We start from the raw sequence: 24,713 nt of genomic DNA on the forward strand, positions 1-24,713 counted from the left end.
CGCCCGGCGGTGGTCACATTCCGGTCGCGCGGATAAAAAGCCGGGATGACATCCAAAGCCCACGGCTATCTCTTCGCCCTCGCCGCGACCACGATCTTCTCCTTCCAGGATGCGATCTCGAAGCATCTCGGCGACCACTATCATCCGATCTTCATCACCATGATCCGGTATTGGGCGTTCGGCGCCTTCTGCATCCTGCTGGCCTCGCGCAAGCCGGGCGGCCTCCGGGCGGCGGCCAGCACCAGGCGACCGGTGCTGCAGATCATGCGCGGCGTTCTGCTGGCCACGGAAATCATGATCGTCATCACCGCCTTCTGGAAAGCGGGGCTGGTGCATTCGACCGCGGTCCTGGCGGCCACGCCGCTGGTGGTCACGGTGCTGTCGATCCCCTTCCTCGGCGAGCATGTGGGCTGGCGCCGCTGGTCGGCGGTCATCGCCGGCCTCGTCGGCGTGCTGCTGATCCTGAAGCCCGATGCCGGCGGCTTCCTCGATCCCTGGTTGCTGCTGCCGGTGCTCTGCTGCTTCATGTATGCGGCCTATCTGATCGCGACCCGGCTGGTCAGCCGTACCGACACCCCGGCGACCAGCTTCTTCTATATCGGCGTCGCCGGCGCGGTCACGGCGACCCTGGTCGGGCCGTTCTTCTGGACCAGCCTCGAAGGCTGGGACAAGCTCTGGATGGGCGTGTTGTGCATCACCGGCATGACCGGCCATTACCTGGTGATTCGCGCCTATGAGCTGCTCGACGCTTCGGCCGCGCAGCCGATCACCTATCTCGGCCTGGTCTATGCGGCGTTCTTCGGCGTGCTGCTCTACGGCGAGTCGTTGACCTGGAATATCGTCGCCGGTTCGGTGATCGTGGTCGGCGCCGGCCTCTTCACCGTCTGGCGCGAATACGTGCGGCGCCATCATCCGCCGACGCCCTAATTCTGCCGCGCTCGGTAGCTTGCATCCTCGGCACGCATCCAGTCCGCGGCCGGGACCGTCTTGCCTTCGCAGCGGACCTGGTAGGGTTTGCCGCTCATCAGGCTCTTGCTGGCGGCGCGCGCGATGAAGTCCTCGACCGAGGCGATCTCGTTCTTGAAGTAATCGTATTTCGCCTGGATATGATCGGCGGCCTCGGCGCCGCCATATTCCGTTCCGTTCCGGATGAAGGTACAGGACGAGTGGCGGACGAAATCGATCAGATGGCCGATCTCATCCGCCAGCGGGTCGGCGCGCGCCGTCGGCATGGCGACGACCAGCAGCATCAGGACGCCGGCGATCACCCTCATCCCGGCAGCTCCGTCTCGGAGACGGCGCCGGACCAGGCCGAGGCGAGATCGGTCGCGCCGCGAAAGCGGCGATCCGGCGCCGCCTGCACCGCGCTCGGGTTGGCGAATTGCGCCGGATAGGGCGCGAGATCGGTGAAGCTGGCGGTCATGGCTTGCGCGATTTCGTCCAAAGTATCCTGGCCCAGGCGGCGATCCACCAGGGCAACCCCCGGACCGGAGACATCGATCCGCGGCGTGTGGAAGGCGCCGTCGAGGTCCATGCCGAAATCCACCAGGAAGGACAGGATCTGCGCCACCGCCGGCATGATCTTGCGCCCGCCGGAGGCGCCGACGCCGACCGCGCCGAGACGCTCCGAAAGCGCCACCGTCGGGCACATGTTGGAGAGCGGCTTGGCGCCGCCGCGGATCGAGTTGGGCTTGCCCGGCACCGGGTCGAACCACATGACGCCGTTGTTCATGAGGATGCCGGTCGACGGCGACATCACGAAGGAACCGAAGCGCGACAGCAGGGTCTGCGTCCAGGCGACGACGTTGCCTTGCCTGTCGACCACGTTGAAATGGCTGGTGCAGGTCTCGCGCGGCTCCTGGCTTTGCTCGCCCATGTTGGCCAGGCGGTCGCGATAGGCCTGGTCCAGGCCGGCGGCATAGCCGCGGTAATGCGCCGGCTTCGGCGCGCCTGCCGCGGGCGGCAGGCTCTTCGACCAGCCGTCGAGCACGCGGGCGAGCGTCGGTCCCGCGGTCAGTCCCGACGGCGCGAAAATCCGCGCGTCGCGATAGGCGATCTCCACGGGGTCGATGAACCGCGCCTGATACTGCGTCAGGTCGGTGAGCGAGAGTCGGCAGCCCATCGCACCCAGATCCCGGATCAGCGCGCGGCCGATTTCGCCGGCATAGAACGCGTCCGGCCCGTCGCTCGCCAGCTGGCGCAGGGTCTCCCGCAACCGACCGAGTTTCAGGAAGCTCACCGCGCCCGCCTCGAACGGCACGGGGACGCGATTCTCGGAAAGGTAGGTCTTGCGGGTCTCGTCGAACATCGCGAGCCGTTTCGATTCCACCAGGATCGAGAGCGCCCCGTACCAGTCGAGGGCCAGGCCGCGATCGGCCAAGGCGATTGCCGGCTGTGCGAGGTCGCTCCAGGGCAACCGACCGAAGGTCTTGTGCGCGAGACTCAAGCCGGCGAGCAGGCCGGGGATCGCGATGGAGTGTGGACCCATGATGTTCCGGTCATCGACCACGCCCGGCCAGCCGAAAAAGCCTTCGGTGGTGGCCTTGCCGGTCAGCGGGTAATCGGCGGGGTCCAGCGCCGCCGGCGCCACCATGCCGAAGTCGATGCAGCGGATCTCCTTGCGTTGCGCGTCCCAGATCGTGGCGAAGCCGCCGCCGCCCAGCCCGCTCATCCAGGGCTCGACCGCGCCCAAGGCCAGGCTGGTCGCCACCGCGGCATCGACCGCGTGGCCGCCGGCGGCGAGAATCCGCGCGCCGGCTGCGGCGGCGTCTCGGGACTGCGACGCCACCACGCCACCCCCACTCTCGATCGCAGGCTTGCGGTAGATGACGCTGGTCGGAACGAAGTCTGCCTGCATTGACATTGATTCACCCGTGTTGCCCTTCAGCCGGAATCTGGCCTTTTCCAGGCGATCGGCCAAGCCCAAAGCCGCGGGTTTCTCCGACAAACGCGCCGCCAAGAAACCTATGCGGGATGTCGGAGTTTATCGCGGTTAATCGAGCCTCGATGCGGATGGTTCGAAGCCCATTGCGTTGCCCGGCCACAGCTCGAGGGGGTGACAGTTTTCAAGGGGACCGCAGCTGTCGAGGCTGTTTTCAACTGCGTTGGAGACATACCCCATGAAACGCGCTCTGCTTTTCTCGGCGGCACTCTGCCTGGTTTGGAGTGGCCATGCGATGGCTCAGCAAGGCAACTTTGTCGTCCTGTTCCCCTTCGACCAGTCGACGTTGGATGCGGCGGCCCGGGCCACGATCTCGTCCGCTGCGGAGGAATTCAAGCGCACGGGCTCCGCGAACATCTCGGTCCAAGGTCACACCGACACGGCCGGCAATGCCGACTACAACCAGGCGCTTTCGGAGCGGCGCGAGGCGGCCGTGACGAATGAACTGGTCCGGCTGGGGGTGCCGGCGAGCGCCATCAACGGAATCGCCGTCGGTGAGAGCCAGCCGGCGGTGCCGACCGGGGACAATGTCCGCGAGGCGCAGAACCGGCGGGTCGACATCCAGGTCGCCGCCCCGCCGCCGCCGCCCGCGCCCGAACCGGCACCCGCGCCAGCGCCCGTCGCCCAGACTCCACCCCCACCGCCGCCGGAACCTGAAGAGAAGCTCTGGAACTTCTCGCCGGGGCTATTCTACGGCTACAACTTCCATGACCAGCAGGCCACGCACAGTCAGCTCGGCGGCATCAACCTCAGCCTCGATTACCACGCGACCGATTGGATGAGCGTCGGCGTCGAGCAGGCGGGTTTCTATCACTTCGAGACCGATGACGACGGCCCCGGCGGCCGCACCGTGGTCGGCCCGGATTTCTATCTCGGCGACATGTTCTATGTCGGCGGCAACGTCGGCTATCTCTATGGTGATGGCTTCCACGATGACTTCATCGCTGGGCCGGAAGCCGGCCTGCAATTCGGCATGATCGACTGGAAAGTCGCCTACGACATTCCCTTCAACCGCGATCTGGGCGACGGCGTCATCAACACCACCGTCGGCACCACCTTCCGCTTCTAAAGGTTAGGGACGCTCCGCCATGCCGGCGGAGCGTCCTTCCGGGATTGCGGGGCGATCGCCGAATCGCCCGCCCCAAGCGGCTTAGGGAGCCGGCCCGCCGCGCTTTCTAGGGCGCGAGACGCACGCGCCAGATTGACTTCGCAGACAGCCTTTCGCATCAGCTGGCAATGAAGAGTCTGGGTGGATCGGAAGGTTCCGTTCTCGAAGAATTTGTTCACCGGCGATCCTCCGCCGCAGAACCTGAAGTACTCGCACTGTCGGCGGCAAAGCTCGACACCGTCTCGGATATCATCTCGAAGCCTTAAGAAGGGCTCCCGCGACGCCATCTCGCCGATGGTCTCCCGGCCGAGGTTGCCCAGCACGAAATCGCCGTATTCGGACGAGCGCTGCCCAAGCAGCTCGGGAGAAAAGGTTGTGGTATCGCCGTCAAGGCCGACGGTGATAAGTCGCCAAGGCTCGACTTGATGGTTCGCCATCTCCGCATGGTCGGATAGAACATTGATAGACAGATTGGGAAGGTGAAGCGCACCTGCATCCCGATCATTGAGCGACAGGAACCGATCCAGGAAGCCCTTGAACTCTTCGGCGACGGCCTCCCCCGTCATGGAGCTGCTGGTGTGGCCGCCCTCTATTTCATCGATGTTGAAAGTGACGGAGGTGAAGCCATTCGCCACAAAGAAACGGTAGATCGCCTCCGGTGCCGCCAGATGGGCCCGGGTCAGGACACAGATCGCGGAAAACCTGATGGAATGGGCCTGGAGCATTCGCACGCCGGACATGACGGCGGCAAAAGTTCCGGCTCCTGATCGGGTCCTCCGGTTGGCGTCATGGAGCTCCTGCGGGCCGTCGATGCTGACCCCGACATAGATTCCTGCCCGCGCGAACAACCGGCACCAGGCGTCGTCAATGCGTGTTGCATTTGTTTGCAGCGACTGGAGGATCTCTATTCCATGCTTCCGCGCCGCTTGACCGATCAGCTCAGCGGCTTCCTCATAGAAAGTGAGCGGCACCGTCAGCGGCTCTCCGGCATGCCAGTTGATCGTGAACCCGTCGGGGAAGACGCCCGACGCGCATACGTTATCGAGGACGCGAGCGAACAGCGCTACGCTCATTCGGCGCTTATCGGTGCGGTCGGGGAGATAGCAGTAGCTGCAGTCGATGTTGCAGAACGCGGTCGGCTGGACGACCAGCATGCAAAGATGCCGAGAGCCAGGTCGCATCTTAAAGCGCCGCTGCTATTGTGCGGAGCCCCATCCCTTCGACCCGTTGGTCCAGTCCGTCCAAGATGCCTTGTCCCAATCGGTACCGCTGATATCGCTGTCTTGGACGACAACCGTCCGCCCATTGAGGCCTGCGGCACGGGCGCGGTCGCTGAGGAGCTGATACCGATCCTTCAACAGCAGGATCCGCTCCTCGAATGACAGCGGGCCGCGACCGCCCTGATCATCGGCCGTCATGCCGGCGGAGGCCGGAGCGACGGCGCTTAAGGCGCCAACGCTCGCGCAAAGGGCAACCGCAATGCCTGCCTTCCTGGTTTCCTGGGCCAAGATGACTCCTCCTCTCTAGGTTTCGGCTTTTTCAGCAGCCGCAGGTCATGGTGTTGGTCTGCGCCGAGTAGACGCAGCAATTTGTATTCGAGTCGGCCTTCTTGTCTTTCGAGGTATTGACCTCAGGCTGCGAGTCTGTGGTGGCGGCATCTCCGCCGGGAGTCGGGCCCACGCCATCCGCCTGCACCGCGACTGCGGTCATTGCGAAAGAAGCGATGAAGATGGCAACGCTCATAGTCTTACGCATGTAGAAATCCTCCCGCGTCTGCTTTGGCTGCGTCAATCATCGCCCTGCCCGCCGGATCTCGCATCATGCAGATGGATGAGACGCGAAATGCCGAGAGGGATTGGTCCAGTTCCGCGCAACAGCCGGGCTCGGTCATGTCGCATCAATGCACCAGAGGTTGCCCTCCGTTCGGCAACGCCACCATACATGGTTGTGCGTGCTACGGGATCGGGGCCGCGAGGGTCAGGCGTCGGCTCGCGCCGGGAATACTACAAACGCAGTATGCCGGCCGTTCTCCACCATGGTAATCTGGCTATCGGGGAGCGGGAATTGCGCCCATGGCAGACATGGAAAGTGCAGTCCGGGCAATCTACGAGACCGTCTTCGATCCAGATCTCTGGAAGGACGCAGCGCTGGAGGTTGCGCGGCTTTCAGGCAGCTCGACTTTCTTTCTGCAGACCCTGGATAAAGACAGCGGCGCGGTCAGTGTCCTCTCGGCGCACGGGCTGGAGTCGCTGGGGATCGAGGCCTACGAGCGGCATTTCTACAAGCTGGATATCTGGCGCGACGGGCTGTTGGCTGCGGCCTCCGGCAAGATTCATCTTTATCAGGAAATCGTCGAGCAGAAGAACTACGAGAACAGCGAGGTCTTCCACGACTGGGTCAAGCCGGCGGTCGGATACGATATCTACTGGGGCATGGGCGGCCGCTTCGAGCTTCTTGACGGAAAGCGCCTGGCCTTCTGCGCCACGCACCGTGGGCGAAATTCGGATCCTCTCAGTCGGCAAGAGCAGAAAGGGTATGATCTGCTCCTGCCGCATATCCAGCGCGCCTTGCATCTTCGCCAGCTGTTCGATCGTGAGACATCAAGAGCGCGCGCCCTCGAAGCCGTGATCGATGCCTGCACCGAGGCATTGTTCCTGGTCGATCGGGATGCCCGGCTTGTCTATGCCAACCGCCGTGCCCTCGCCCTTCTGGCGGCGGCGGAGCCCGCACTTCGGGTTCGGCGGGACGGCAGGCTCGAGGCGGTCGCTGCTGCGGATAATCTGCAGCTGGCGAAGGGAGTCGCCGCCGCCTGCTCGAAAGAGCTGGCCGCAATGCCGGCGAAGGGTTGGCTGCTCCTGAGCAGGGCGAGCGGCAGGCACCTGGCGGCAGTCGTCTCACCGGTTGTGCCGGCCCGTGTTGCATCCGGCGACCGCTGCGCCGTGATTGCGGTTCGCGACGTCTGGAGCAAGCGCCGCGCCGATCCGGCGAAGATCGCGCTTGTCTTCGGCCTGACACCGGCGGAGTCCCGCCTGGTTGCGAAGCTCTCCGAGGGCCAGTCGCTCCGACTGGCGGCGGAGGAGCTGGGCCTGACCTACAACACGGTGCGAACGCAGTTGGCCAGCGCTCTCGGCAAGACAGGGTTCGGTCGGCAAAGCGACCTCATGCTTTCCGTCTGCCAACTCGCGGAAGAAGCTCCGGAACCGGCCGCGAGAGTGAAGCGATGAGGCGCCGCCAGGCTGGCTTCGGCGCATGTCGGCGCGATCCGATCTACAATGGCCTTACTTTCGGCCGCAGCACCGCGAAGAAGGCGGGCAGCGCCAGCAGGTAGGCGGCGCCGCTGATTGCCAGCACCCAGCTCAGGCCGAAGGTGGTGGCGACGATCGGCACGAGGGCCGCGCCGATCACCGAGAAGCAGCCGTTGATGCCCCAGGCCCAGAGGAACATGTGGTCCTTGCCCAGCCTTCCCAGCGTGGTCATCGCGGTCGGCATCGGGAAGCCCATCAGGAAGGTGGGCGGCGCCAGCAGCAGGATCGAGAGCAGCAGCCGCGCCGCATAGGGCAGGGTGCCGATCCAGTCCAGGACCGGATCGATCGTCGTGCCATAGCCGATCAGCAGGATGCCGATCGCGACGAAGACCACAGGCATCGTGTGCCGGCTGCGCTCGAGGAAGCGCTCGGAGGCGAAGCTGCCGAGGCCGGAGAAGATCAGCATGCCGGTGATCAGCACCGCGGCCGAGACGGTGGCGTTGCCCAGCGCCTCGATGAATTTCGCAATGAGGCCGACCTCGACCATGATATAGCCGAGGCCGAGGCAGGCGAAGTAGATGATGGTGCCGAGCTTGCCGGGATTGTGGCTGAAGATCGAGCGCCAGCCGAGCAGGACCGGGAGCGCGATCAGCAGCAGCGAGACCGCCGCCGCGACGCCGAGCGTCGCCCAGAGCAGCAGGTAGCCCCAGTCGTCCTGGAACAACTCAAGCCGGTCGGTGATCTTCGGCAGGTCGCCGGCCTTCTCATAGGCGGCGAAATAGGGCCGGTCGTTGGTCAGCGGGTGGATGTCGAAGACATAGCGCTGCGCGACCTCGTCCCAGCCGCCGAAGATCAGGCTGTGCCAGGCCAGCCGACCCATGGCGATCGCCGGCAGGACCTGCGGCGCGCTGTCGTCGCCGAGATTGTCGAGCGTGGGATCGGTCGCATCGTCGCCGTCCGCCGGCGCGGTCGGATCGGCTTTCGCCGTCCCTTGCCCGAAGATCGTCTCGTGATACTCGCCGAGCAGCGCATCGCTGCCGCTGCCGTCGAACTCCATGCCGGGATAGTAGAGCTCGTCGAAGGAGAGGCCGTGGGTGGTCGCGCGCAGCTTGGCGATTTCGTCGGGCGTGAAGCCGCCGCGCTTGTAGAGCACGGTGGTGGTCGAAAGATAGGTTGAGACCGCGTAGAAGGCGTTCTCGAGATTGGTGGTCTCCGCCTTGCGCGCCGCCTCGACCATGGTGGCGTAGAGCCGCAGCACCGATTTCGGCGGGTCCTCCTTGTTCCAGAGCGTGACCGAGAGGATGCCGCCATCCTTCAGCGCGCGCATATAGGTGCGCATCGCCTCCTCGGTATAGCCGTATTTCTCGACGATGGCGAAGCCGCCGGGATTGGAGAGGCCGGCGGAATCGGCGAGGCTCAGGTCGATGACGTCGTAGCGTTGCCTGGTTCCAGCGAGGTAGAGCCGGCCGTCATAGCCGACCACCTTCACCTTGGGATCGCGCAGGAGATCGCCGGTGAAGTCGCGCAGTTGCGGCTGATCGAAGGCGTCGCGGATCGCCGGATTGGCTTCGGCGACGGTGACCGACCTGGCGCCGCTCCGGAGCGCGACGACGGTCGAGATGCCGCCGGCGAATTGCGCGACGAAAGTATCGGCGTCCGCCTTGAGCACATAGGGGTAATGCATCGGCAGGAAGCGGAAATAGGCGGTCTGCGCTTCCGGCAGCTTGCGCATGACGCCGATCGGCCCGTCGCCGTCGATATACAGGCCCCAATAGGCGTTGGCCGGCATCTCCGGCAGGTTGAAGGCGGCGTTGTCGGAGAGGCCGGGTGCGAAATGCAGATAGGAGCTGGAATAAAGCTCCAGGTCGCCGAACGGCGAGATCGAGTGATAGACCCGCGCCATGTCCGGGAACTTCCGGGCATAGGCGACGCCCTTGTAATCCGAGGTCGCGAGCTTCTGGACGCCGAGCCAGTCCGGCAGCAGGAAATGCATGCCGAAAGCGAGCAGTGCGGCGACACCCAAGAGGATCGCCGAGCGACGGTCACGCTGCCCGACGAACCAGAGCAGGGCGCCGATCGCCCAGAGCGCCAGCGGCGCCGCGATCAGGTTTTCCGGCGGCAGCCAATACATGGCGCCGAGCACCGCGAGCCCGCAGAGCCCCGAGCCGGCAAGGTCGGCGAAGTACACCCGGGCGAAGGCCTTGCGGCTCCTGAGCAGGACCGTGCCGATGAACAAGGCGCCCGCCAGGAAGGGCGTGAAGTAGAGCAGGAAGTTCGCCAGCAGCAGCCACTTCTGGTCGGGATCGGAGATCAGGAAGATGGCGTTGAACGGGATCTGCTGGGCGATGAGATTGGCCGCCACCATCAGCGGCCCGAAGGCGAGCAGCGAGAGTGCCGCGACTTGGCGCCAGTGGCGCTGGAACCAGTCCTTGCCGGCGCACATCACGGCGCTGGTGAGGCCGAAGCCGAGCAGGGCGAGGCTCACCACCAGCGAGCCGAAATGCACCCAGTTGCCGACCGCGAAGATCCGCATGATGCAGATCTGCAGCGCAATGACCGACCCCGCCACCAGGCCGATCGCGAGATAGGCCGGCAGCGGGACCTTGTCTTCGGGGTTCACTCTTCCGGGCTCACTGCGGCGCGTCGCCGTTATGGGTGCCCTTGATCTTGTCGCCGGCAAGGGCGGTGAAGGGCACGAAGGGCACGATCCGGCCGTTGTAGATGTCGCTGCGCGCCACCGTGATGGTGCCGTCGGCGGCCTTCTGCTTGATCACCTTCAGCACATGCTGCGCGCCCGGCGGGCCGACCGGGATCACCATGATGCCGCCGTCCTTCAATTGCTGGAGGAGCGGCGGCGGCACGTGGTCGATGCCGCAGGTGACGATGATCTTGTCGAACGGCGCCGCCTCTTCCCAGCCGTAATAGCCGTCGGCGTTCTTGGTGGTGATCGACTTGTATTCGCTGTAACCCGCGGCGATCAGTTCGTCATAGGTGGCCCGCGTGCGCTCGGCCAGCGGCTTGATGATCTCGATGGTCCAGACCTTGTCGGTCAGGTTCGCGAGATAGGCGGACTGGTAGCCGGAGCCGGTGCCGACCTCCAGCACCTTCTCGCCCTTCTGCACGTCGATCGAGGTGGTCATGCGGCCGACCAGATGCGGGCCGGAGATGGTGACGCCGTAGCCGATGTCGAGGAAGGCGTTGGCATAGGCGCGCTTCAGGTTGTTCGGGCGCACGAATTTCTCGCGCGGCGTCATCAGGAAGGCGCGCTTGTTGCGGTCGTCCTTCAGATCCTTGTTGTCGATCAGCACGCGATAGCGCTTCCAATGCTCGGCCAGATAGGCGGGATCCTCGCCGCGGTTGGCCGTCATCCAGTCGATGTAGCTCTTGGCGTTGTCCGCCGGCGGCATGGCGTCCCAGCTGTAGGGGACCGGCACATTGGCCAGGGCGCGCTGAGCGACCGCTGCGGCGATCAGGCCCGCCGAGCTGGCGAGAAAATGACGACGATTCAACTGGCTCCCCCCGAGCAACGAAGACTTCCCGACACGGAAAATGCGGCCTCGGCAGCCGCATTGTCCACCGTCCTTCTGTAACACAAGTCGCCCAACCGGTTCACCGCATATTCCCGGTATGGCCGAGGGAATAGCGGCCGGGCTGGGGCCACACCGCGAGGCCATGCGGCTCCCGGCCGACCGCGATCGACTTCACGCTGCCGTCGGTCGTGTCGAAGCGATAGACCACGTTGTCGAACCGGCCGGACAGCCACAGATAGCGGCCATCCGGAGAGACATTGCCCATGTCCGGGCTGCCGCCGCCGGGGATATGCCAGGTTGCGATCACGGAGCGGGTCGCGAAGTCGATCACCGAGACGCTGCCCGGCCCATGCTTCTTGCCCTCGACCCGGTGCGAGCCGCGGTTGGCGACATAGAGCCGGGTGCCGTCCCGCGAGGGATAGAGGCCATGCGCGCCGCGCCCGGTCGGGATGAAGCCGACCTGGACGAAGCTGTCGCCGTCGACCAGATAGACACCGTCGGCCAGCATGTCGGCGACATAGAAGAGGCGGCCATCCGGCGCGATGCGGATGTCTTGCGGCATCGCGCTTGCGGTGCAGAGCGGGAAGCCGGTCGCCGCAGCTGCAGACGCGGCTTCGGTGAAGGCCGCGGGGATGATGCCGCCGCCGGCCTGGCTCTCCTTCACGCCATCATCCTTCGACAGCGTCAGGTAGCCGGCCACCACCCGCTTCTGGAGGTCGATCTTGGCGATGCCGCCGCCATACTCGCAGGTGAAGAGCGCGTAGCGGCCGTCGATCGAGAAATCGGCATGGTTGATCCCGGCACAGCCCGGGGTGGGGAGCGACCATTGCAGCGCCATCGTGTGCGGGTCGCGGAAGTCGAGCCTTTGGCTCTCCTCGGCCACCACGATCGCCGACTGGCCGTCCGGCGTGAAATACATGTTGTAGGGATCATCCACCGCGATGCTGCGCCCGGGCCTGGCGGTCTTCGGGTCGATCGGGGTGACGCTGCCATTCATCCGCTTCTCGGCATTGTTCACCACCCAGAGTGTCTTCAGGTCCCAGGACGGGACGACATGCTGCGGGTTGACCCCGGTCCGGAACCGGCCGATCACCTTCATCAGGATGGGATCGATCACCGTCACGTCGCCGGCGATCCGGTCTGGCACATAGATGCGGTAGAGCGCGCCGGCGACCGCGGGACTGAATCGCTTGGCGCCGATCTCGCTGTAGAGATTCTCCGGGTCGATCACCGGCGGCATGCCGGCGACCGTGCTGACTGCGCGGGACGGATGGTTGGGTGCGACGGCATCGCTGCTGTCCGCGGCATGACCGAAGCTGGACAGCCATTGGCAGGAAGCCAGGACCGAGGCGAGGCCGAGGCCGGCCAGCCAGCGGGGGTTAAAACGCCGTTTCAAAATGCGCCCACGACACGAACTACCTGTGCCGCAGGTAACACGCACGGGAGTCGCGGGACAACGAGATTAGGGTAACAGATTGAAACGGAGAGCGTGTCGGCCTGAGATGCGCGGGTCGAGCCCACGCATGACGCGCATTTTACGTCATGGACGGGCTTGCCCCGCCATCTCAGGCCGCACTTGGCTCTAGTCGATTTCGGCTTGCAGCCGGATCGCCTGGTCGCGGCGGTTGCGCAGATCGACCGCGTCGCCGCCCGCCGTCGAGCGCAGCGTCACGTCGGTCGCCAGGTTGCCCTGGCTGGCATAGAGCGCGGCGGCGGCGTCATGATCGGCGATCATCTGTGCGAGATAGTAGCGGTCCACATCATAGCCGCTCATCCGCGAGAGATCGTCGACCGCTCGGCTGCCGGCCGGGCTCGGCGTCCAGGCCAGCGACAAATTGCGGCGCAGCGCGACGCTGTCGAGGTCGTCGGCCATGCGGCGGTGGTCGTTGATGGTCTGCATTGCGAATTCCCGCACCGCCGCCGACTGCGCCCGCTGATAGGCGACGCGCGACAGCGCGATCTCGGTTGCGTTGAACTGGGAAGCCCGTGCCATGAAGTCCACGTCGTTGGCGACGACAGTCGTGCTCGCCGGCACCGGCGTCGGCACCAGCACGGTGGAGCCCACCGTGGTCACCGTCGGGCTGACCGTGGTCGCGGGCACCAGTACCGTGCTCGTCGCCGGTCGCGCCGGGACCAGGACCGTGGTGGTCGGCTGGGCCGGCGCCACCACGGTGGTGGTGCCGGACGGCGCCAAGGTCGAAGCGACCGTCGGCGCGGTGTCGGTTTTGGCGCGGTAATAGGACGACTTCGGCTGCCCGTTGTTGTCCTTGCTGTTCGGGTACTGGCTCGGGCTGCCGCAACCGGCAACCGTCACGGCGGCAAAGGCAAGCGCCGCCGTGGCCAGGAGCGCAGGGCGCTTTGTCCTGGTCATGTCAAACCTCTTGCTAAAGGGCCGAGCGAGCTCGGCGCGCGTTGGGCGTCAGATATGTCCCGTGGCCAGGAGGATCACGATCACGATGAGGACGAGCCCCAGGCCGCCGCTCGGGTAATAGCCCCAGCCGCGGCTGTAGGGCCAGGCGGGGATCGCGCCGACGAGCAACAGGATCAAGACGATGAGCAGAATTGTACCGAGCATAATGCCTCCACCGGCTCAAATTTCCGGTCTGCGAACCGGACTGTTGGACCAACCTAGGATCAAGGGCGGGGTTCCCTCGCTGAACGCTGGGGAATGAGTCGGGTCCCGCCATTGTCTCAGCCCGGCGCTGTGCTTTAGACTGCGGGCCGGTTCCAAGGATTCACACATGAACGACCATGATCATCACGACCACGCGCATGATGACGGCTCCGCTCTGCCGGAGATCGCGCTCCGGGTGAAGGCGCTGGAATCGATCCTGGTCGAGAAGGGCTATATCGATCCCGCGGCGATCGACGTCATCGTCGAGACCTACGAGACCAAGGTCGGTCCGCGCAACGGCGCCCGCGTCGTCGCCAGGGCCTGGAGCGATCCCGCCTTTCTCGCGCGGCTGCGCGAGAACGCCACCGACGCGATCGCCGAGCTCGGCTTCAAGGGGCGGCAGGGCGAGCATATGCGGATCGTCGAGAACACCCCTAAGCGACACAACCTCGTCGTCTGCACCTTGTGCTCCTGCTATCCCTGGTCGGTGCTGGGCCTGCCGCCGGTCTGGTACAAGGCCGCACCCTATCGCGCCAAGGCGGTGATCGATCCCCGCGGCGTGCTCGCCGATTTCGGCGTCGCCTTGCCCCAGGAGACCGAGATCCGGGTCTGGGATTCCACGGCGGAGCTCAGATATCTCGTGCTGCCGCTGCGCCCGGCCGGGACCGAAGGCTGGAGCGAAGACCGGCTCGCCGATCTGGTCACGCGGGATTCGATGATCGGCACCGGGCTCGCGCTCACGCCGGGGGCGGCGGCATGAACGGCGCCCAGGATCTCGGGGGCATGATGGGCTTCGGCCCGGTGGTGCCGGAGCGGAACGAGCCGGTCTTCCATGCCGAATGGGAAAAGCGCGCGCTGGGCGTCACGCTCTGCTGCGGCGCGCTCGGCGAGTGGAACATCGACAGCAGCCGCCATGCGCGCGAGACCCTGCACCCGGCCGATTATCTTTCCTCCAGCTATTACGAGATCTGGATCAAGGCGCTCATCAAGCTCCTCGCCGCGCGCGGCCTGGTCAGTCCCGAAGAACTCGCGGCCGGGCGCAGCCTCGTTGCGCCCAAGGTTACGCGACCGCCCTTGCAGGTGACCGATGTTCCGGCACGGCTGAAGAGTGGCGGGCCATGCGACCGGCCGCTCGATCGCGCGCCGCGCTTCAAGGTCGGTGACCGGGTACGGACGGTCAACATTCACCCGACCACGCATACCCGGCTGCCGCGTTATGCGCGGGACAAGCTGGGGGTGATCGAGACTCGCCAGGGCAGCTTCGTCTTTCCCGATACCAACGCCCACGGCAAGGGCGAGAACCCGCAATGGATCTACTCCGTCGTCTTCGCAGGCACGGAGCTCTGGGGCACCGATTCCGACCCGGGCCTCACGGTCGCGCTCGATCTCTGGGAACCCTATCTTGAACCGGCCTGACCTGCTCGCGGCTTTGCCGGCGCTGCCGCGCGACGCGGAAGGGCCGGTGTTCCGCGAACCCTGGGAGGCACAGGCCTTCGCCATGGCGGTCGCCTTGCACGAGCGCGGCACCTTCACCTGGAGCGAGTGGGCGGCGGCGCTCGCCGTCGAGATCAAAGCGGCCCAGGCTGCCGGAGATCCCGATACCGGAGACACCTATTACCGGCACTGGCTCGCGGCGCTGGAAAAGCTGGTCGCCGCGAAGGCATTGGCCAGCCGCAGCGAGCTTGCAACGCGGCGCGATCAATGGGACCGGGCGGCGCGCGCCACGCCGCACGGCCAGCCGATCGAGCTCGCCAACGATCCGGATCAGCGCAACCCGCATTAGCAACCGATTTCGGACCAGATCCGTTATCGAGGCACCGCGCCGTCCTTTCAATTTCCCGCGAGGCCCGATGCATCGGTTCTTGACCGTCTGTCTGACAGCCCTGCTGGCCGCGCTGTTGTCCGGCTGCACCACCACCCGCGAGACCGATCCGCAACGCACCGCGACCGAGCAGCTGCTGCTCTCGGCCGCAGCGGACCGCGCGGCCGAGAGAATCGCGCTCGACCTCGGGCCGGCGCGAAGGGCGTTCCTGGATGCCACCAATTTCGAGGGCTTCGACGGGAAGTATGCGATTGCCGCGATCCGCAGCAGCCTGCTGAAGAAGGGCACGCGGATCGTCGCCGAGAGGAAGGATGCGGACACGATCATCGAGATCCGCTCCGGTGCGCTGTCGATCGACAAGAGCGAGACGCTAGTCGGCATTCCCAGCGTCGATATTCCGATCCCGCTGGCGGGGACTCTCGGCACGCCGGAAATCGCGCTCTACAAGTCCGAGGAACAGCAAGGGATCGCGAAGTTCGCGGCCGTCGCCTACGACGCGAAGGACGGAAGCTTCCTCGGCGAATCCAGCCCGCCGCTCGGCCGCGCGAAGATCACGCGCCAGGTCGTGCTGGTGGTCTCCTGGACCGAGGACGACGTGCACGACAAGGCGGCGACCCCGGAAGCCAGGAAGACCCGCAGCATCACCTTCCAGCCGTAGCGCGCCGCCCCGTAGAGCCTAGGAGGGCGATCGCCTATAATGCCGCCGACATCAGCAAGTGGGGGCGGCTCATGCGCACGATTCTCTGCTACGGCGATTCCAACACCTACGGCACGGCGCCGATGCAGCATCTCGAGGACGACCGCCGTTTCGGCCATGGCCAGCGTTGGGTCAGCGTCATGCGGCAGATCATCAGCGCCGATTGGTGGGTGCTGGAGGAAGGCCTGCCCGGGCGCACCACGGTGCTCGATGATCCGATCGAAGGCCTCTACAAGAACGGCCTCACCTATCTGACGCCCTGCCTGGAAAGCCATCGGCCGATCGATGTGGTCACGATCGCGCTCGGCACCAACGACCTGAAGGCGCGTTTCGGCATGCCCCCCGCCGACATCGCCGCCGGCGCCGGCATCCTGGTCGACACCGTGCGCAGCGCGCTGGCCGCTTTCGGGCAGAGCGCCAAGGTGCTGCTGATCGCGCCGCCGCCGATTCTGGAAGTGGGCTGTCTCGCCGAGATGTTCGCCGGCGGCGCCGCGAAGTCGCAGGCCTTCGCCGCGCATTACAAAGCGGTGGCCGCCAGGCTCGGCGTCGATTTCCTCGATGCCGGATCGGTGATCGCGAGCAGCGAGATCGACGGCATCCACTTCGACCTGGCGGAGCATCAGAAGCTCGGCATGGCGATGGCGGCGGCGGTCAAGCGGCTCTAGCCGCGCAAGGCTGAAAAACCTCTCCTGAATAGCCGCGGCGATTGCGTCGCGGATTGATCCGCCCTGCGCACCCGCCGCGACAATGCGCCGCCCCGCGCTTCAGGTTGCCTTAAGGTCGGCCGGGGACAATCAGCATGGCCCTGTCCTATCGGCGGAGCCGGGAGCCGCGACCGCTTCGGACGCGCGCCGCGTCCCAACAACAACAAGGAGACTGTCAGGATGAATTATCTCAATTCCAAGGAAGCCTCACCGCTCGGCCGCCTCGGTCGCGCTGCGCTCACCGCCCTGTGCTTGACCGTTGCGGCGGGTGCGCTGGCGACCTTCCCGGTCGCCGGCCCGGCCTTGGCCGAGGGCAGTGACCATGACGGCGGCGGCGGCCACGACGGCGGTGATCATGACGGCGGTCACGACAGCGGCGGGCATGACTCCAGCGGCCACGACGGCGATGGCCATGATGCGGACAGTCGCGGCGGGTCGGGTTCGTCGCATGACGCCGGAGACGACCGCAGTGACGGCGATACCGCGGATGCGGCCGGCTCGGATGATCCGGCTGGTCACGATACCGGCGACGACAGCGCCGACCAGTCCGGCACTGTCACGCCGATAACGCCGCCGCCCGCGACCAACTGAGGCCTTCGCGCCTCGCGGCTGCCACGCCCGGCCGGACGTCTCCGGCTGGGCGTTTCTTTTTTCCGCGGGAATAGCGGCACCGGTCGAATCGTTCTGGCGGCAGTCTCTAAGCAATTGGGCGAGCGAAGATTTTCAGATGATTTGCATTAAATGCCACCCAACCGCTCGCCTCGCGGCCCGCGCCTGGGACAATGCCCGGAGCGGCGCGGGGATCAGTCCCAGGCTCAGCCGTCGAGCCGGCCCAAGATGAACCGGGAGATCAAGCGTCCGGGAACAGAAGCTCACAGCCGGTTGTTAGCCGAGTCTGGGAGCGGCCTTTACCCCTCCTTGAGGAAAACAGACAATAGTCTCAGCCTGCGCCTGAGGCGGGGAATAAGGGTCTACACTGGTCGTTCTATGAGCGAAAAGCCGGAGACGAATGCAGCGGGTTTCGACCGCGACGACGAGCGGTCTCGGATGGGTCGCGACATCGTGGCATTGCTCCCCAGATTGCGCCGGTTCGCAGCCGGCCTCACCGGTTCGGTGCAGGAAGGCGACGACGTCGTGCAGACAGCATGTCTGCGGGCCTTGGAGCGGTACCACCAGTGGGAACCGGGGACCCGATTGGACAGCTGGATGTTCCGCATCATCCGAAACCTCTGGCTGGATCGCGGCAAGTCCGCATGGAACCGGCTGGTGCGGAGCGATCCCGATGCCTTGGCGGAAATCGCCGACCATTCGCTCGGGCGTGAGATCGAAGTGCGCGACGAGCTCGCTGCCGCGCGCACGGCGATCGCCGGATTGCCCGAGGCCCAGCGCGAGGTGCTGCTGCTGGTGACGGTCGAGGGCCTGACCTACGAGGCGGCATCCGATGTGCTCGGCGTGCCGCTGGGGACGGTGATGAGCCGGCTGGCGCGCGCGCGCGTCGCCGTGGCGCGCCAGGTGCGCGGCGAAGCGCGCGAGGCGGCGGAAGCGCCGGAGACGGCCAAGCGCCGCAGTTGAAGGATCAGAGGACGGATATGCAGTCGGACGACCGAGCGGGCGAGGAACGGAATGAAGGCGAGATCGATGCCGCCGAGGAGGAACGCATGATCCGAATCATGCAGTATTGCGACGGCGTGCTGCCGGCGCGCGAGGCGGCCGCGGTCGCCGAGGAGATCGCCCGCGATCCGCATGCCGCAAGGCTGGCCGCCGAGATGTCGGCCGGCGCCGATGCGGCGCGCAACGCTTGGGGCAAGTTCGATTCCGGCCCGGTGCCGTTCGAACTCGCGCGTCGCGTTGCGCAGTCGGCCCGCCAGCCGGTCCGGCAAAAGCCGGCCGCCGCTTCCATGGTTGACTGGCGGATCGCGGCTTCGCTGGTGGTCGGCGTCGGCCTCGGCATGCTGGGGCTCATCCTGGCGCAGCAAAGCGGAGACCAGGGCCTGCGCCTGGCCGGATCCGAGCGGATCCAGGAAATCGCCACGGCCGCCGATCCGTCCTGGCAGCCGGCGCTGATGACCGCGCTCGCCAAGGATCCGGAGATGACGAGCGTGAGCTTCGGCGCCTCCGGCACCGAAAACACGGTTCGCGTCGCGCGCTGGTTCGACACCGAGACCGGTCTGCGCTGCGCCGAGTTCGCCAAGGCGACAGGCGGCGCGGTCACTGCCGGCGGCATCGCCTGCAAGAAGCCGGGCGGCGGCTGGGACGTGATCGAACAGGCCAAATGAAGCACCGCCGGCCCGCCTCGCTTTCGGTCCTAATGACCGCCGTCGCGATCGTCGCGGCGGCGGCGCTGCTTTCCGCCACCTTCGCGCCGCAGCACCTCGCCTTCGCCGACCCGGGCAACGGCAACGGCAATGGCAAGGGCGGCGGCAATGGTGGCGGCAACGGCAATGGTGGCAATAACGGCGGCGGTAACGGCAACAGCGGCGGCAACGGCAACAGCGGCAACAGCGGCAACAATGGGAATGGCAATGGCAAAGGCAATGCCAACGGCCTCGGCAACGGCGCCAACGGGAACGGCAATGCCGTCGGACTTGGCAATGGCAAGGCCAAGGGTCGCATCGACGCCACCCCGGATGACAGCGGCGTAACGGGCCCCAGCGGCTCGCTGCCGGGCGATCGCAATGGAAGGAGCGACCGTATCGTTCGCAACGAAGTGGTCGTGACCGACGCGAGCCCCGGGTTGAGCGCCTACGCCAGGGCCATCGGCTTCCAGGTCCTGGGCAGTCAGTCCCTGTCAGCCCTTGGCCTCCATGTCACCCGATTGCAGACACCGGAGGGACTCTCCGCCGCCCAGGCTCGGGACCTGATCTCCGGGCAGTTCCCCGATGCGGTGGTGGACTTCAACCATCTCTACGAGCCGCAGGCCAGCCTCACGCTGCCCTCCGCCGATTATGCCGAGAAGGCGGTGCGCTGGAGCACCGGGCTTCGCGACTGCAGCGTCGCCGCGAAAGTCGGCCTGATCGACACCGACGTCGACTGGTCGGTGCCGATCCTGAGCGGCGCGCATAAGCAGGCTGCCAGCTTCCTGGAAAGCGGCATCGATCCGGCGCCGGTGCAGCACGGCACCGGCATCGCGACCTTGCTGGTCGGCCAGCGAGGATTCGGCCTGCTGCCGAGCGCTGCACTCTATTCCGCCGGAATCTTCGGCGTGGACGGCGACGGCCAGCCGGTGGCTTCGGCAACCAGCTTCGCGTCGGCGCTGAACTGGCTCCTGACCAACAAGGTCGCCACGATCAATGTCAGCCTGAGCGGGCCGCCGGACCGCCTGATGGAACTCGCGGTCAAGCGCGCCCAGCAGAGCGGCGCCGAACTGGTCGCCGCCGTCGGCAACGACGGCACGACCGATGTGCCGCGCTTCCCGGCGGCCTATGCCGGCGTCATCGGCGTGACCGCGATCGATCAGTCGGGGCAGGTCTTCAACGGCGCCAACCGCGGCAGCTTCGTGGCGCTCTCGGCACCCGGCGTCGACCTCTTCCTTCCCGGCCAGCCGAGTGGCGGCGGCGCCAGCGATCGGCTGGTGACCGGAACCTCCTTTGCCGTGCCCTATGTAACCGCGGCGCTGGCGAGCTATGGCAACGACCCGCGGCGGATGTTCGCCGACGCGGTCGACCTCGGCGCGCCCGGCCCCGATCCGATCTTCGGGCGCGGCCTGGTGCAGGGGCCGCAAGTCTGCATCAGCGCGGCCTCGGCCGACTGACGCGCAGGCTCTCGCGAAAAAGTTCCCTCGATTCCTCCGGCTAAATACCTCAATTCGATGGAATATCCGGCTACTCACATCGTTCTCTGCTAGGACGCGTCAACCAAGCCCGTCACTCGGGCGTGAGACGTCTTCTTTGAACGGAACAGGAGTCGGAACAATGGTCCTTCCCAGCCAGCTCTCTTCACGCGAACCGTGGCGCTTCGGCCGTGTGGCGCTGACCGCACTGGTCATCGGCCTCGGTGTGACCGCCGTCTCCGCCCTGCCCCTCGCGGATGTGGCATTCGCCGACAAGGGCGGCAATGGCGGCGGGAAGGGTGGCGGCAATGGCGGCGGTCATGGCGGCGGTAACGGCGGCGGCCAGGGCCATGGCGGGGGCAGCAGCGGCGGCAACGGCGGCGGCAATGCCAACGGCCATGACGGGTCGGGGAGCAGCGCCAGGGCCGGCAAGTCCGACGATGCGCGCGGCTCGGCCGCGAGCGATGACGATTCGCTGAAGGCGGACAAGCTGGGCAAGCTCAACGGCTTCCTCCACGCCGCGCCGAACGCGCTCGCCAACGCCTCGCCGAACTCCGCGATCGGCAAGATCAGCCAGATCTTCCGCGATGCGCTTTCCGACTACGCGGCGGCCAACCAGGACGATTCCGAGGGCGGCACCGACACCGGGACCGATCCGGCCACCGGTCCGTCGGTCGGGGATCTGGGCGCCATCCTGGCCGACGCGACCAACAAGCCGGTCACCGCGGGACAGGTGCAGGCGATCATCGACCGCCTGGCCGAGCAGAATCCCGACGATGCTGGCCTCAACGATCTCGCCGACAATCCCGATGGCGAGACCGCCCAGGACATCGCCGACGCGGCCAACGCCGCGAAGTCGGGTGAGACCGTCGATGAGTCGGATGGCGACGGCACCGACACCGGTACGGAGGCCGATGGCTCGACCGACGGTGGCACCGACGGCACCACCGACGAGACGCCGGTGGCCGCGACGAACTAAAGTCGTCGGGAATTCTAAGCTGCAAGGGGACGAAGCCAGCGCGCTTCGTCCCCATCTCTTTTCCGACTCGCGGCTGCTTGATCCGATCGTGATTCCAGATCGGGCGCCGCTAGAAAGTCGCGCCGATATGCCAGGGCGCGAACTCGTCCTCGCCGTAGCCGAGCTCTTCGCTCTTCGAGCGCCTGCCCGACGCGATCTCGAGCAGCAGCTTGAACACCCGCTCGCCCATTTCCTCGACGCTGGCGCCGCCGTCGAGGATCTCGCCGCAATTGATGTCCATGTCCTCGGACATGCGGTTGTACATCGGCGTGTTGGTGGCGAGCTTGATGCTGGGGCTGGGCTTGCAGCCGAAGCAGGAGCCGCGCCCGGTGGTGAAGGCGATCAGGTTAGCGCCGCCCGCGACCTGGCCGGTGGCCGAGACCGGGTCATAGCCTGGGGTGTCCATGAAGACGAAGCCGCGCTTGGTGACCGGCTCGGCATAGCGATAGACATCGACGAGATCGCTGCGCCCGCCCTTGGCCGCGGCGCCGAGCGACTTCTCCAGGATGGTGGTCAAGCCGCCGGCCTTGTTGCCCGGCGACGGGTTGTTGTCGAGCGAGCCGTTGTCCTTCGCGGCGTAGTTCTCCCACCATTTCAGGAGATCGATCAGCTTCTCGCCGACCTCATGGCTGACCGCGCGGCTGAGCAGCATATGCTCGGCGCCGTAGATCTCCGGCGTTTCCGAGAGGATCGCTGTGCCGCCGTTCTGCACCAGCAGGTCGGCCGCGACGCCGAGCGCCGGGTTGGCGGTGATCGCCGAGAAGCCGTCCGAACCGCCGCATTGCATGCCGAGGGTCAGATGCTTCGCCGGCACCCGGGCGCGCTTCACGTTGTTGACGATCGGCAGCAGCTCGCGGATATGGGCGACCGCGGCCTCGACGGTCTTTCGCGTGCCGCCGACCTCCTGCATCACCAGCGTCTGGATGCGCTGGCCGGCCTTCAAGCCTTCCTCGGTCACCAGCCGCGGCAGCTGGTTGGATTCGCAGCCGAGGCCGATCATCACCACCGCGCCGAAATTGGCGTGCTTGGCATAGCCGCCGATCGTGCGGCGGAGCAGCTTGGTGCCCTCGCTGTCCGGCGCGCTGGCGCAGCCGTCCTTGTGGGTCAAGGCGACGACGCCGTCGACATTGGGATAGGGCGCGAGCTCTTCCGGATGCATGCGGAACCAGTCCGAGATATGCCGCGCGACCGTCGCCGAGCAGTTCACCGTGGTCAGCACGCCGATGTAATTGCGCGTGGCGATGGTGCCGTCGGGGCGGACGATCCCGAGGAAGGTCGCCGCCTTGTCATCCGCCAGGATCGGCATGTTGGTGCGGCCGGAGCCGATCGCGTGATCGGCGGTGCTCGGCCGGAACTCGACATTATGGGTGTGGATGTGCTGGCCGGGCGTGATCGGCTTGGTGGCGACGCCGATCACCTGGCCGAGCTTGCGCACCGGCTCGCCGTCGGCAATCGGCTTGGTCGCCATCTTGTGCCCGCGGGCGATGGTCTCGATGGGCTTCACGTCGAGGCCGAGGTCCTCGCCGGGCTTGAGCTCGCGGGTCGCAACGATCAGCGGATCGGCGGGATTGAGTTGCAGGAACGGCGGCTGGTTGCGGCCGTGTTCGGCGTTGGACATCCTGCTCTCCTCCCAGTGTCACGCAGACCATATCAGGCAGAGCATCGGTCTACTCCGGCGCCGGGGAATGCGCAATGCATGCGAAAAGCAGAGCCGCTATGCGCATAAAAAAAGGGCGGCCGAAGCCGCCCCTATCGAAGAATGCGCTGGTTCTCAGCTGCCCTTGAGATTGGTAGCCGCCGGCTTGCCGCGGTCCTGGACCACGTCATAGCTGACCTTCTGGCCATCGCGCAGCGAGCCGATGCCAGAACGCTCCACCGCCGAGATATGCACGAAGACGTCCTTCGAACCATCATCCGGCTGAATGAAGCCATAACCCTTCTGGGTGTTGAACCATTTGACTGTACCAGTAGCCATAGCTTTCCTCTGGATAGGTGCACAACCTTCGCCCCCCGCGTATTGCGAGCAGACGACCGACGACGCCAAACTTCGAAAGGGATGAGACCGGGCCGAGGCTCCGTAGAGCGAGTGACTGGGCCAACCCAAAGCGAGCCGACGAACGGCCAATATGGCCGCCGTCAGACAACTTTACAATCGAGAATTAACGATAGATTTGCGGCCTGACCGCGCCTGAATAGGGCGCTTGATCTGCATTGGCGCCGGAAAGCCCCGGCAAACAGTTTGTTCTTATATCTTTGTGTGTTACCCGAAAAAAGGCGGAAAGAAGGCAGAGCCGAACGAGGAATTTGATCCTTTCAATCGATCGGGATGATCAAACTCCACAAGGCCCTGCGACGGCTCAAAACCCCGCCGCGTTCGCTCCGTGTTCCTGTCCGCAGAGGCGCCGCGGGTTGACAGGACGACGGCTTCGGTGATAAATGAATACTCATTCAGTTATCTTAGATTAGCAATTGAAATTCAATCTGGTAGTTCGGTATCGTGCAGGCCGTGACTGATCTTGCGCAAAGACGGAATGAGGCGCTCGCCTCCCGGACCAAGGGAGCGATCCTGCGCGCGACCATCGCCGTTATCGCCAAGCACAGCCTCTCCGGCACGACCGTCCAGCTGGTGGCAGAGGCGGCGAAAGTGGCTCCGGGCACGGTGATACTGCATTTCCAGAAGAAGGACGCGCTGCTGCTCAGCGCCCTGGAGCAGGTCGCGGTCGAGTTCGAAGCGGCACGGCGCGCGGCAGTCGAGGCAGCGGGCGACGATCCGGTTGCGGCATTGAAGGCGATCATCGATGTCAGCCTCGATCCCAAGGTGAGCGACCCGGCGAATGTCGCGGTCTGGTATGCCTTCTGGGGCGAGGCCAAGGCCCGCAAGCTCTATCTCGAGCGCATCGGCGCCTACGACACGGTCTGCCAGGACGGGCTCGATCGCCTGTTCGCCGAGATCATCAAGCGCGGCGGCTATCGGCACCTCAATGCCCAAGCCCTTGCCATGGGATTTTCCGGACTGCTGGAATGGCAGTGGCAGGAGATCCTGGTCAGCGGTCGCAGCTTCGACCGCGACGCAGCGAAGCAGACCGCGCGCGCCTATCTTGCGAGCATCTTCCCGCAGGAATTTGCCCCCGACTAGCGGGGCGGCGCTCAATATGAATCGTCATTGCCGGGCTTGACCCGGCAATCTCGCCCAAGCCGGAGCCAGATGCCCGGATCAAGTCCGGGCATGACGATCTTTCAGGGCACATACGGCCCGCAACTTTAT

At 65.8% G+C, this 24,713-nt stretch carries 26 protein-coding genes; 14 read left to right on the forward strand and 12 right to left on the reverse strand.

What is annotated here, in order from left to right; all coding sequences use genetic code 11:
* Positions 1 to 45 precede the first annotated feature (45 nt).
* The gene (locus tag ACYQ4T_RS19475; protein WP_459857686.1) at positions 46 to 927 is read left to right on the forward strand and encodes a DMT family transporter; all 882 of its coding nucleotides are present in this window, start codon (positions 46 to 48) and stop codon (positions 925 to 927) included.
* Here the strand turns inward: ACYQ4T_RS19475 and ACYQ4T_RS19480 are convergent.
* Complete coding sequence (locus ACYQ4T_RS19480; RefSeq protein ID WP_459857689.1) at positions 924 to 1,274, reverse strand: DUF5329 family protein; 351 nt, start codon at positions 1,272 to 1,274, stop codon at positions 924 to 926. The two genes, ACYQ4T_RS19475 and ACYQ4T_RS19480, sit on opposite strands and share 4 nt — an antisense overlap.
* Positions 1,271 to 2,863 (reverse strand): gamma-glutamyltransferase, encoded by a 1,593-nt coding sequence (locus ACYQ4T_RS19485; RefSeq protein WP_459857691.1) that lies wholly within the window; start codon positions 2,861 to 2,863, stop codon positions 1,271 to 1,273. The genes ACYQ4T_RS19480 and ACYQ4T_RS19485 overlap by 4 nt, the downstream gene beginning before the upstream one ends.
* A gap of 256 nt (positions 2,864 to 3,119) precedes the next feature.
* Between ACYQ4T_RS19485 and ACYQ4T_RS19490 the strand changes: the two genes are divergently transcribed.
* Positions 3,120 to 4,010, forward strand: coding sequence for an OmpA family protein (locus tag ACYQ4T_RS19490; protein WP_459857694.1), 891 nt, complete (start codon positions 3,120 to 3,122; stop codon positions 4,008 to 4,010).
* Here ACYQ4T_RS19490 and grrM read toward each other — a convergent pair.
* Genes grrM through ACYQ4T_RS19505 form a run of 3 tightly spaced genes read right to left on the reverse strand, consistent with a single transcriptional unit; the run spans position 4,007 to position 5,804 of the window.
* A complete protein-coding gene (gene grrM, locus ACYQ4T_RS19495) occupies positions 4,007 to 5,203 on the reverse strand; it encodes a cyclophane-forming radical SAM/SPASM peptide maturase GrrM/OscB (protein ID WP_459857697.1) in 1,197 nt (398 codons plus the stop codon). The genes ACYQ4T_RS19490 and grrM overlap by 4 nt on opposite strands.
* Positions 5,204 to 5,245: 42 nt before the next feature.
* The gene (locus ACYQ4T_RS19500) at positions 5,246 to 5,557 is read right to left on the reverse strand and encodes a hypothetical protein (RefSeq protein ID WP_459857699.1); all 312 of its coding nucleotides are present in this window, start codon (positions 5,555 to 5,557) and stop codon (positions 5,246 to 5,248) included.
* A 31-nt stretch (positions 5,558 to 5,588) separates the two neighbouring features.
* The gene (locus ACYQ4T_RS19505; RefSeq protein ID WP_459857701.1) at positions 5,589 to 5,804 is read right to left on the reverse strand and encodes a hypothetical protein; all 216 of its coding nucleotides are present in this window, start codon (positions 5,802 to 5,804) and stop codon (positions 5,589 to 5,591) included.
* Positions 5,805 to 6,121: 317 nt separating this feature from the next.
* Here ACYQ4T_RS19505 and ACYQ4T_RS19510 point away from each other — a divergent pair, with 317 nt between their 5' ends.
* Positions 6,122 to 7,273: a helix-turn-helix transcriptional regulator gene (locus ACYQ4T_RS19510; RefSeq protein WP_459857703.1), complete on the forward strand. Its 1,152-nt coding sequence runs from the start codon at positions 6,122 to 6,124 to the stop codon at positions 7,271 to 7,273.
* Positions 7,274 to 7,316: 43 nt separating this feature from the next.
* Here ACYQ4T_RS19510 and ACYQ4T_RS19515 read toward each other — a convergent pair whose 3' ends face one another.
* The 5 genes from ACYQ4T_RS19515 to ACYQ4T_RS19535 form a co-directional block, all read right to left on the reverse strand.
* Positions 7,317 to 9,914, reverse strand: coding sequence for a hypothetical protein (locus ACYQ4T_RS19515; RefSeq protein WP_459857705.1), 2,598 nt, complete (start codon positions 9,912 to 9,914; stop codon positions 7,317 to 7,319).
* Between the two features lie 10 nt (positions 9,915 to 9,924).
* A complete protein-coding gene (locus tag ACYQ4T_RS19520) occupies positions 9,925 to 10,803 on the reverse strand; it encodes a protein-L-isoaspartate O-methyltransferase family protein (RefSeq protein WP_459857708.1) in 879 nt (292 codons plus the stop codon).
* A gap of 100 nt (positions 10,804 to 10,903) precedes the next feature.
* Positions 10,904 to 12,220: a YncE family protein gene (locus ACYQ4T_RS19525; RefSeq protein WP_459857710.1), complete on the reverse strand. Its 1,317-nt coding sequence runs from the start codon at positions 12,218 to 12,220 to the stop codon at positions 10,904 to 10,906.
* Positions 12,221 to 12,406: 186 nt separating this feature from the next.
* Complete coding sequence (locus ACYQ4T_RS19530; protein WP_459857713.1) at positions 12,407 to 13,195, reverse strand: DUF4142 domain-containing protein; 789 nt, start codon at positions 13,193 to 13,195, stop codon at positions 12,407 to 12,409.
* Between the two features lie 48 nt (positions 13,196 to 13,243).
* Positions 13,244 to 13,399 (reverse strand): DUF3309 family protein, encoded by a 156-nt coding sequence (locus ACYQ4T_RS19535; protein ID WP_459857715.1) that lies wholly within the window; start codon positions 13,397 to 13,399, stop codon positions 13,244 to 13,246.
* A 166-nt stretch (positions 13,400 to 13,565) separates the two neighbouring features.
* Here ACYQ4T_RS19535 and nthA point away from each other — a divergent pair, with 166 nt between their 5' ends.
* From nthA to ACYQ4T_RS19585, 10 genes are all read left to right on the forward strand, one after another.
* Positions 13,566 to 14,198 (forward strand): nitrile hydratase subunit alpha, encoded by a 633-nt coding sequence (gene nthA, locus ACYQ4T_RS19540; protein ID WP_459857717.1) that lies wholly within the window; start codon positions 13,566 to 13,568, stop codon positions 14,196 to 14,198.
* Positions 14,195 to 14,854 (forward strand): nitrile hydratase subunit beta, encoded by a 660-nt coding sequence (gene nthB / locus ACYQ4T_RS19545; RefSeq protein ID WP_459857719.1) that lies wholly within the window; start codon positions 14,195 to 14,197, stop codon positions 14,852 to 14,854. The genes nthA and nthB overlap by 4 nt, the downstream gene beginning before the upstream one ends.
* Positions 14,841 to 15,221 carry a nitrile hydratase accessory protein gene (locus tag ACYQ4T_RS19550; RefSeq protein WP_459857722.1) on the forward strand — a complete coding sequence of 127 codons (381 nt, stop codon included), beginning with the start codon at positions 14,841 to 14,843 and terminating at the stop codon, positions 15,219 to 15,221. Before nthB ends, ACYQ4T_RS19550 begins: the two co-directional genes overlap by 14 nt.
* A 67-nt stretch (positions 15,222 to 15,288) precedes the next feature.
* Positions 15,289 to 15,918, forward strand: a complete 630-nt coding sequence (locus tag ACYQ4T_RS19555) for a DUF6655 family protein (protein ID WP_459857725.1) — start codon at positions 15,289 to 15,291, stop codon at positions 15,916 to 15,918.
* A 71-nt stretch (positions 15,919 to 15,989) separates the two neighbouring features.
* Complete coding sequence (locus tag ACYQ4T_RS19560; RefSeq protein ID WP_459857727.1) at positions 15,990 to 16,622, forward strand: SGNH/GDSL hydrolase family protein; 633 nt, start codon at positions 15,990 to 15,992, stop codon at positions 16,620 to 16,622.
* 219 nt (positions 16,623 to 16,841) lie between these two features.
* Complete coding sequence (locus ACYQ4T_RS19565; RefSeq protein WP_459857730.1) at positions 16,842 to 17,252, forward strand: hypothetical protein; 411 nt, start codon at positions 16,842 to 16,844, stop codon at positions 17,250 to 17,252.
* Positions 17,253 to 17,648: 396 nt separating this feature from the next.
* Complete coding sequence (locus ACYQ4T_RS19570; protein ID WP_459857732.1) at positions 17,649 to 18,233, forward strand: RNA polymerase sigma factor; 585 nt, start codon at positions 17,649 to 17,651, stop codon at positions 18,231 to 18,233.
* A gap of 17 nt (positions 18,234 to 18,250) precedes the next feature.
* Positions 18,251 to 18,937 carry a hypothetical protein gene (locus ACYQ4T_RS19575; RefSeq protein WP_459857734.1) on the forward strand — a complete coding sequence of 229 codons (687 nt, stop codon included), beginning with the start codon at positions 18,251 to 18,253 and terminating at the stop codon, positions 18,935 to 18,937.
* On the forward strand, positions 18,934 to 20,412 hold the full coding sequence (locus ACYQ4T_RS19580; RefSeq protein ID WP_459857736.1) for a S8 family serine peptidase: 1,479 nt from the start codon (positions 18,934 to 18,936) through the stop codon (positions 20,410 to 20,412). Before ACYQ4T_RS19575 ends, ACYQ4T_RS19580 begins: the two co-directional genes overlap by 4 nt.
* A 160-nt stretch (positions 20,413 to 20,572) precedes the next feature.
* Positions 20,573 to 21,409, forward strand: a complete 837-nt coding sequence (locus ACYQ4T_RS19585) for a hypothetical protein (protein WP_459857739.1) — start codon at positions 20,573 to 20,575, stop codon at positions 21,407 to 21,409.
* Between the two features lie 109 nt (positions 21,410 to 21,518).
* Here the strand turns inward: ACYQ4T_RS19585 and ACYQ4T_RS19590 are convergent, their stop codons facing one another.
* Both ACYQ4T_RS19590 and ACYQ4T_RS19595 read right to left on the reverse strand, forming a co-directional pair.
* Positions 21,519 to 23,066: a UxaA family hydrolase gene (locus ACYQ4T_RS19590; protein ID WP_459857742.1), complete on the reverse strand. Its 1,548-nt coding sequence runs from the start codon at positions 23,064 to 23,066 to the stop codon at positions 21,519 to 21,521.
* 153 nt (positions 23,067 to 23,219) lie between these two features.
* Positions 23,220 to 23,423 (reverse strand): cold-shock protein, encoded by a 204-nt coding sequence (locus tag ACYQ4T_RS19595; RefSeq protein ID WP_395018530.1) that lies wholly within the window; start codon positions 23,421 to 23,423, stop codon positions 23,220 to 23,222.
* Between the two features lie 522 nt (positions 23,424 to 23,945).
* Here ACYQ4T_RS19595 and ACYQ4T_RS19600 point away from each other — a divergent pair.
* The gene (locus ACYQ4T_RS19600; RefSeq protein WP_459857744.1) at positions 23,946 to 24,584 is read left to right on the forward strand and encodes a TetR/AcrR family transcriptional regulator; all 639 of its coding nucleotides are present in this window, start codon (positions 23,946 to 23,948) and stop codon (positions 24,582 to 24,584) included.
* Positions 24,585 to 24,713: the final 129 nt, after the last annotated feature.

It is taken from the genome of Dongia sp. agr-C8 (genome assembly GCF_054658695.1).

Excerpts from the sequence above, each read along its gene's own strand:
- ACYQ4T_RS19580 (WP_459857736.1), top strand. The coding sequence starts at position 18,934 with ATGAAGCACCGCCGGCCCGCCTCGCTTTCGGTCCTAATGACCGCCGTC.
- grrM (WP_459857697.1), bottom strand. The coding sequence starts at position 5,203 with ATGCTGGTCGTCCAGCCGACCGCGTTCTGCAACATCGACTGCAGCTAC.
- ACYQ4T_RS19585 (WP_459857739.1), top strand. The coding sequence starts at position 20,573 with ATGGTCCTTCCCAGCCAGCTCTCTTCACGCGAACCGTGGCGCTTCGGC.
- ACYQ4T_RS19565 (WP_459857730.1), top strand. The coding sequence starts at position 16,842 with ATGAATTATCTCAATTCCAAGGAAGCCTCACCGCTCGGCCGCCTCGGT.
- ACYQ4T_RS19535 (WP_459857715.1), bottom strand. The coding sequence starts at position 13,399 with ATGCTCGGTACAATTCTGCTCATCGTCTTGATCCTGTTGCTCGTCGGC.
- ACYQ4T_RS19480 (WP_459857689.1), bottom strand. The coding sequence starts at position 1,274 with ATGAGGGTGATCGCCGGCGTCCTGATGCTGCTGGTCGTCGCCATGCCG.
- ACYQ4T_RS19475 (WP_459857686.1), top strand. The coding sequence starts at position 46 with ATGACATCCAAAGCCCACGGCTATCTCTTCGCCCTCGCCGCGACCACG.
- nthB (WP_459857719.1), top strand. The coding sequence starts at position 14,195 with ATGAACGGCGCCCAGGATCTCGGGGGCATGATGGGCTTCGGCCCGGTG.
- ACYQ4T_RS19575 (WP_459857734.1), top strand. The coding sequence starts at position 18,251 with ATGCAGTCGGACGACCGAGCGGGCGAGGAACGGAATGAAGGCGAGATC.
- ACYQ4T_RS19530 (WP_459857713.1), bottom strand. The coding sequence starts at position 13,195 with ATGACCAGGACAAAGCGCCCTGCGCTCCTGGCCACGGCGGCGCTTGCC.
- ACYQ4T_RS19505 (WP_459857701.1), bottom strand. The coding sequence starts at position 5,804 with ATGCGTAAGACTATGAGCGTTGCCATCTTCATCGCTTCTTTCGCAATG.
- ACYQ4T_RS19510 (WP_459857703.1), top strand. The coding sequence starts at position 6,122 with ATGGCAGACATGGAAAGTGCAGTCCGGGCAATCTACGAGACCGTCTTC.
- ACYQ4T_RS19570 (WP_459857732.1), top strand. The coding sequence starts at position 17,649 with ATGAGCGAAAAGCCGGAGACGAATGCAGCGGGTTTCGACCGCGACGAC.
- ACYQ4T_RS19590 (WP_459857742.1), bottom strand. The coding sequence starts at position 23,066 with ATGTCCAACGCCGAACACGGCCGCAACCAGCCGCCGTTCCTGCAACTC.
- ACYQ4T_RS19595 (WP_395018530.1), bottom strand. The coding sequence starts at position 23,423 with ATGGCTACTGGTACAGTCAAATGGTTCAACACCCAGAAGGGTTATGGC.
- ACYQ4T_RS19490 (WP_459857694.1), top strand. The coding sequence starts at position 3,120 with ATGAAACGCGCTCTGCTTTTCTCGGCGGCACTCTGCCTGGTTTGGAGT.
- ACYQ4T_RS19485 (WP_459857691.1), bottom strand. The coding sequence starts at position 2,863 with ATGTCAATGCAGGCAGACTTCGTTCCGACCAGCGTCATCTACCGCAAG.
- ACYQ4T_RS19560 (WP_459857727.1), top strand. The coding sequence starts at position 15,990 with ATGCGCACGATTCTCTGCTACGGCGATTCCAACACCTACGGCACGGCG.
- ACYQ4T_RS19555 (WP_459857725.1), top strand. The coding sequence starts at position 15,289 with ATGCATCGGTTCTTGACCGTCTGTCTGACAGCCCTGCTGGCCGCGCTG.
- nthA (WP_459857717.1), top strand. The coding sequence starts at position 13,566 with ATGAACGACCATGATCATCACGACCACGCGCATGATGACGGCTCCGCT.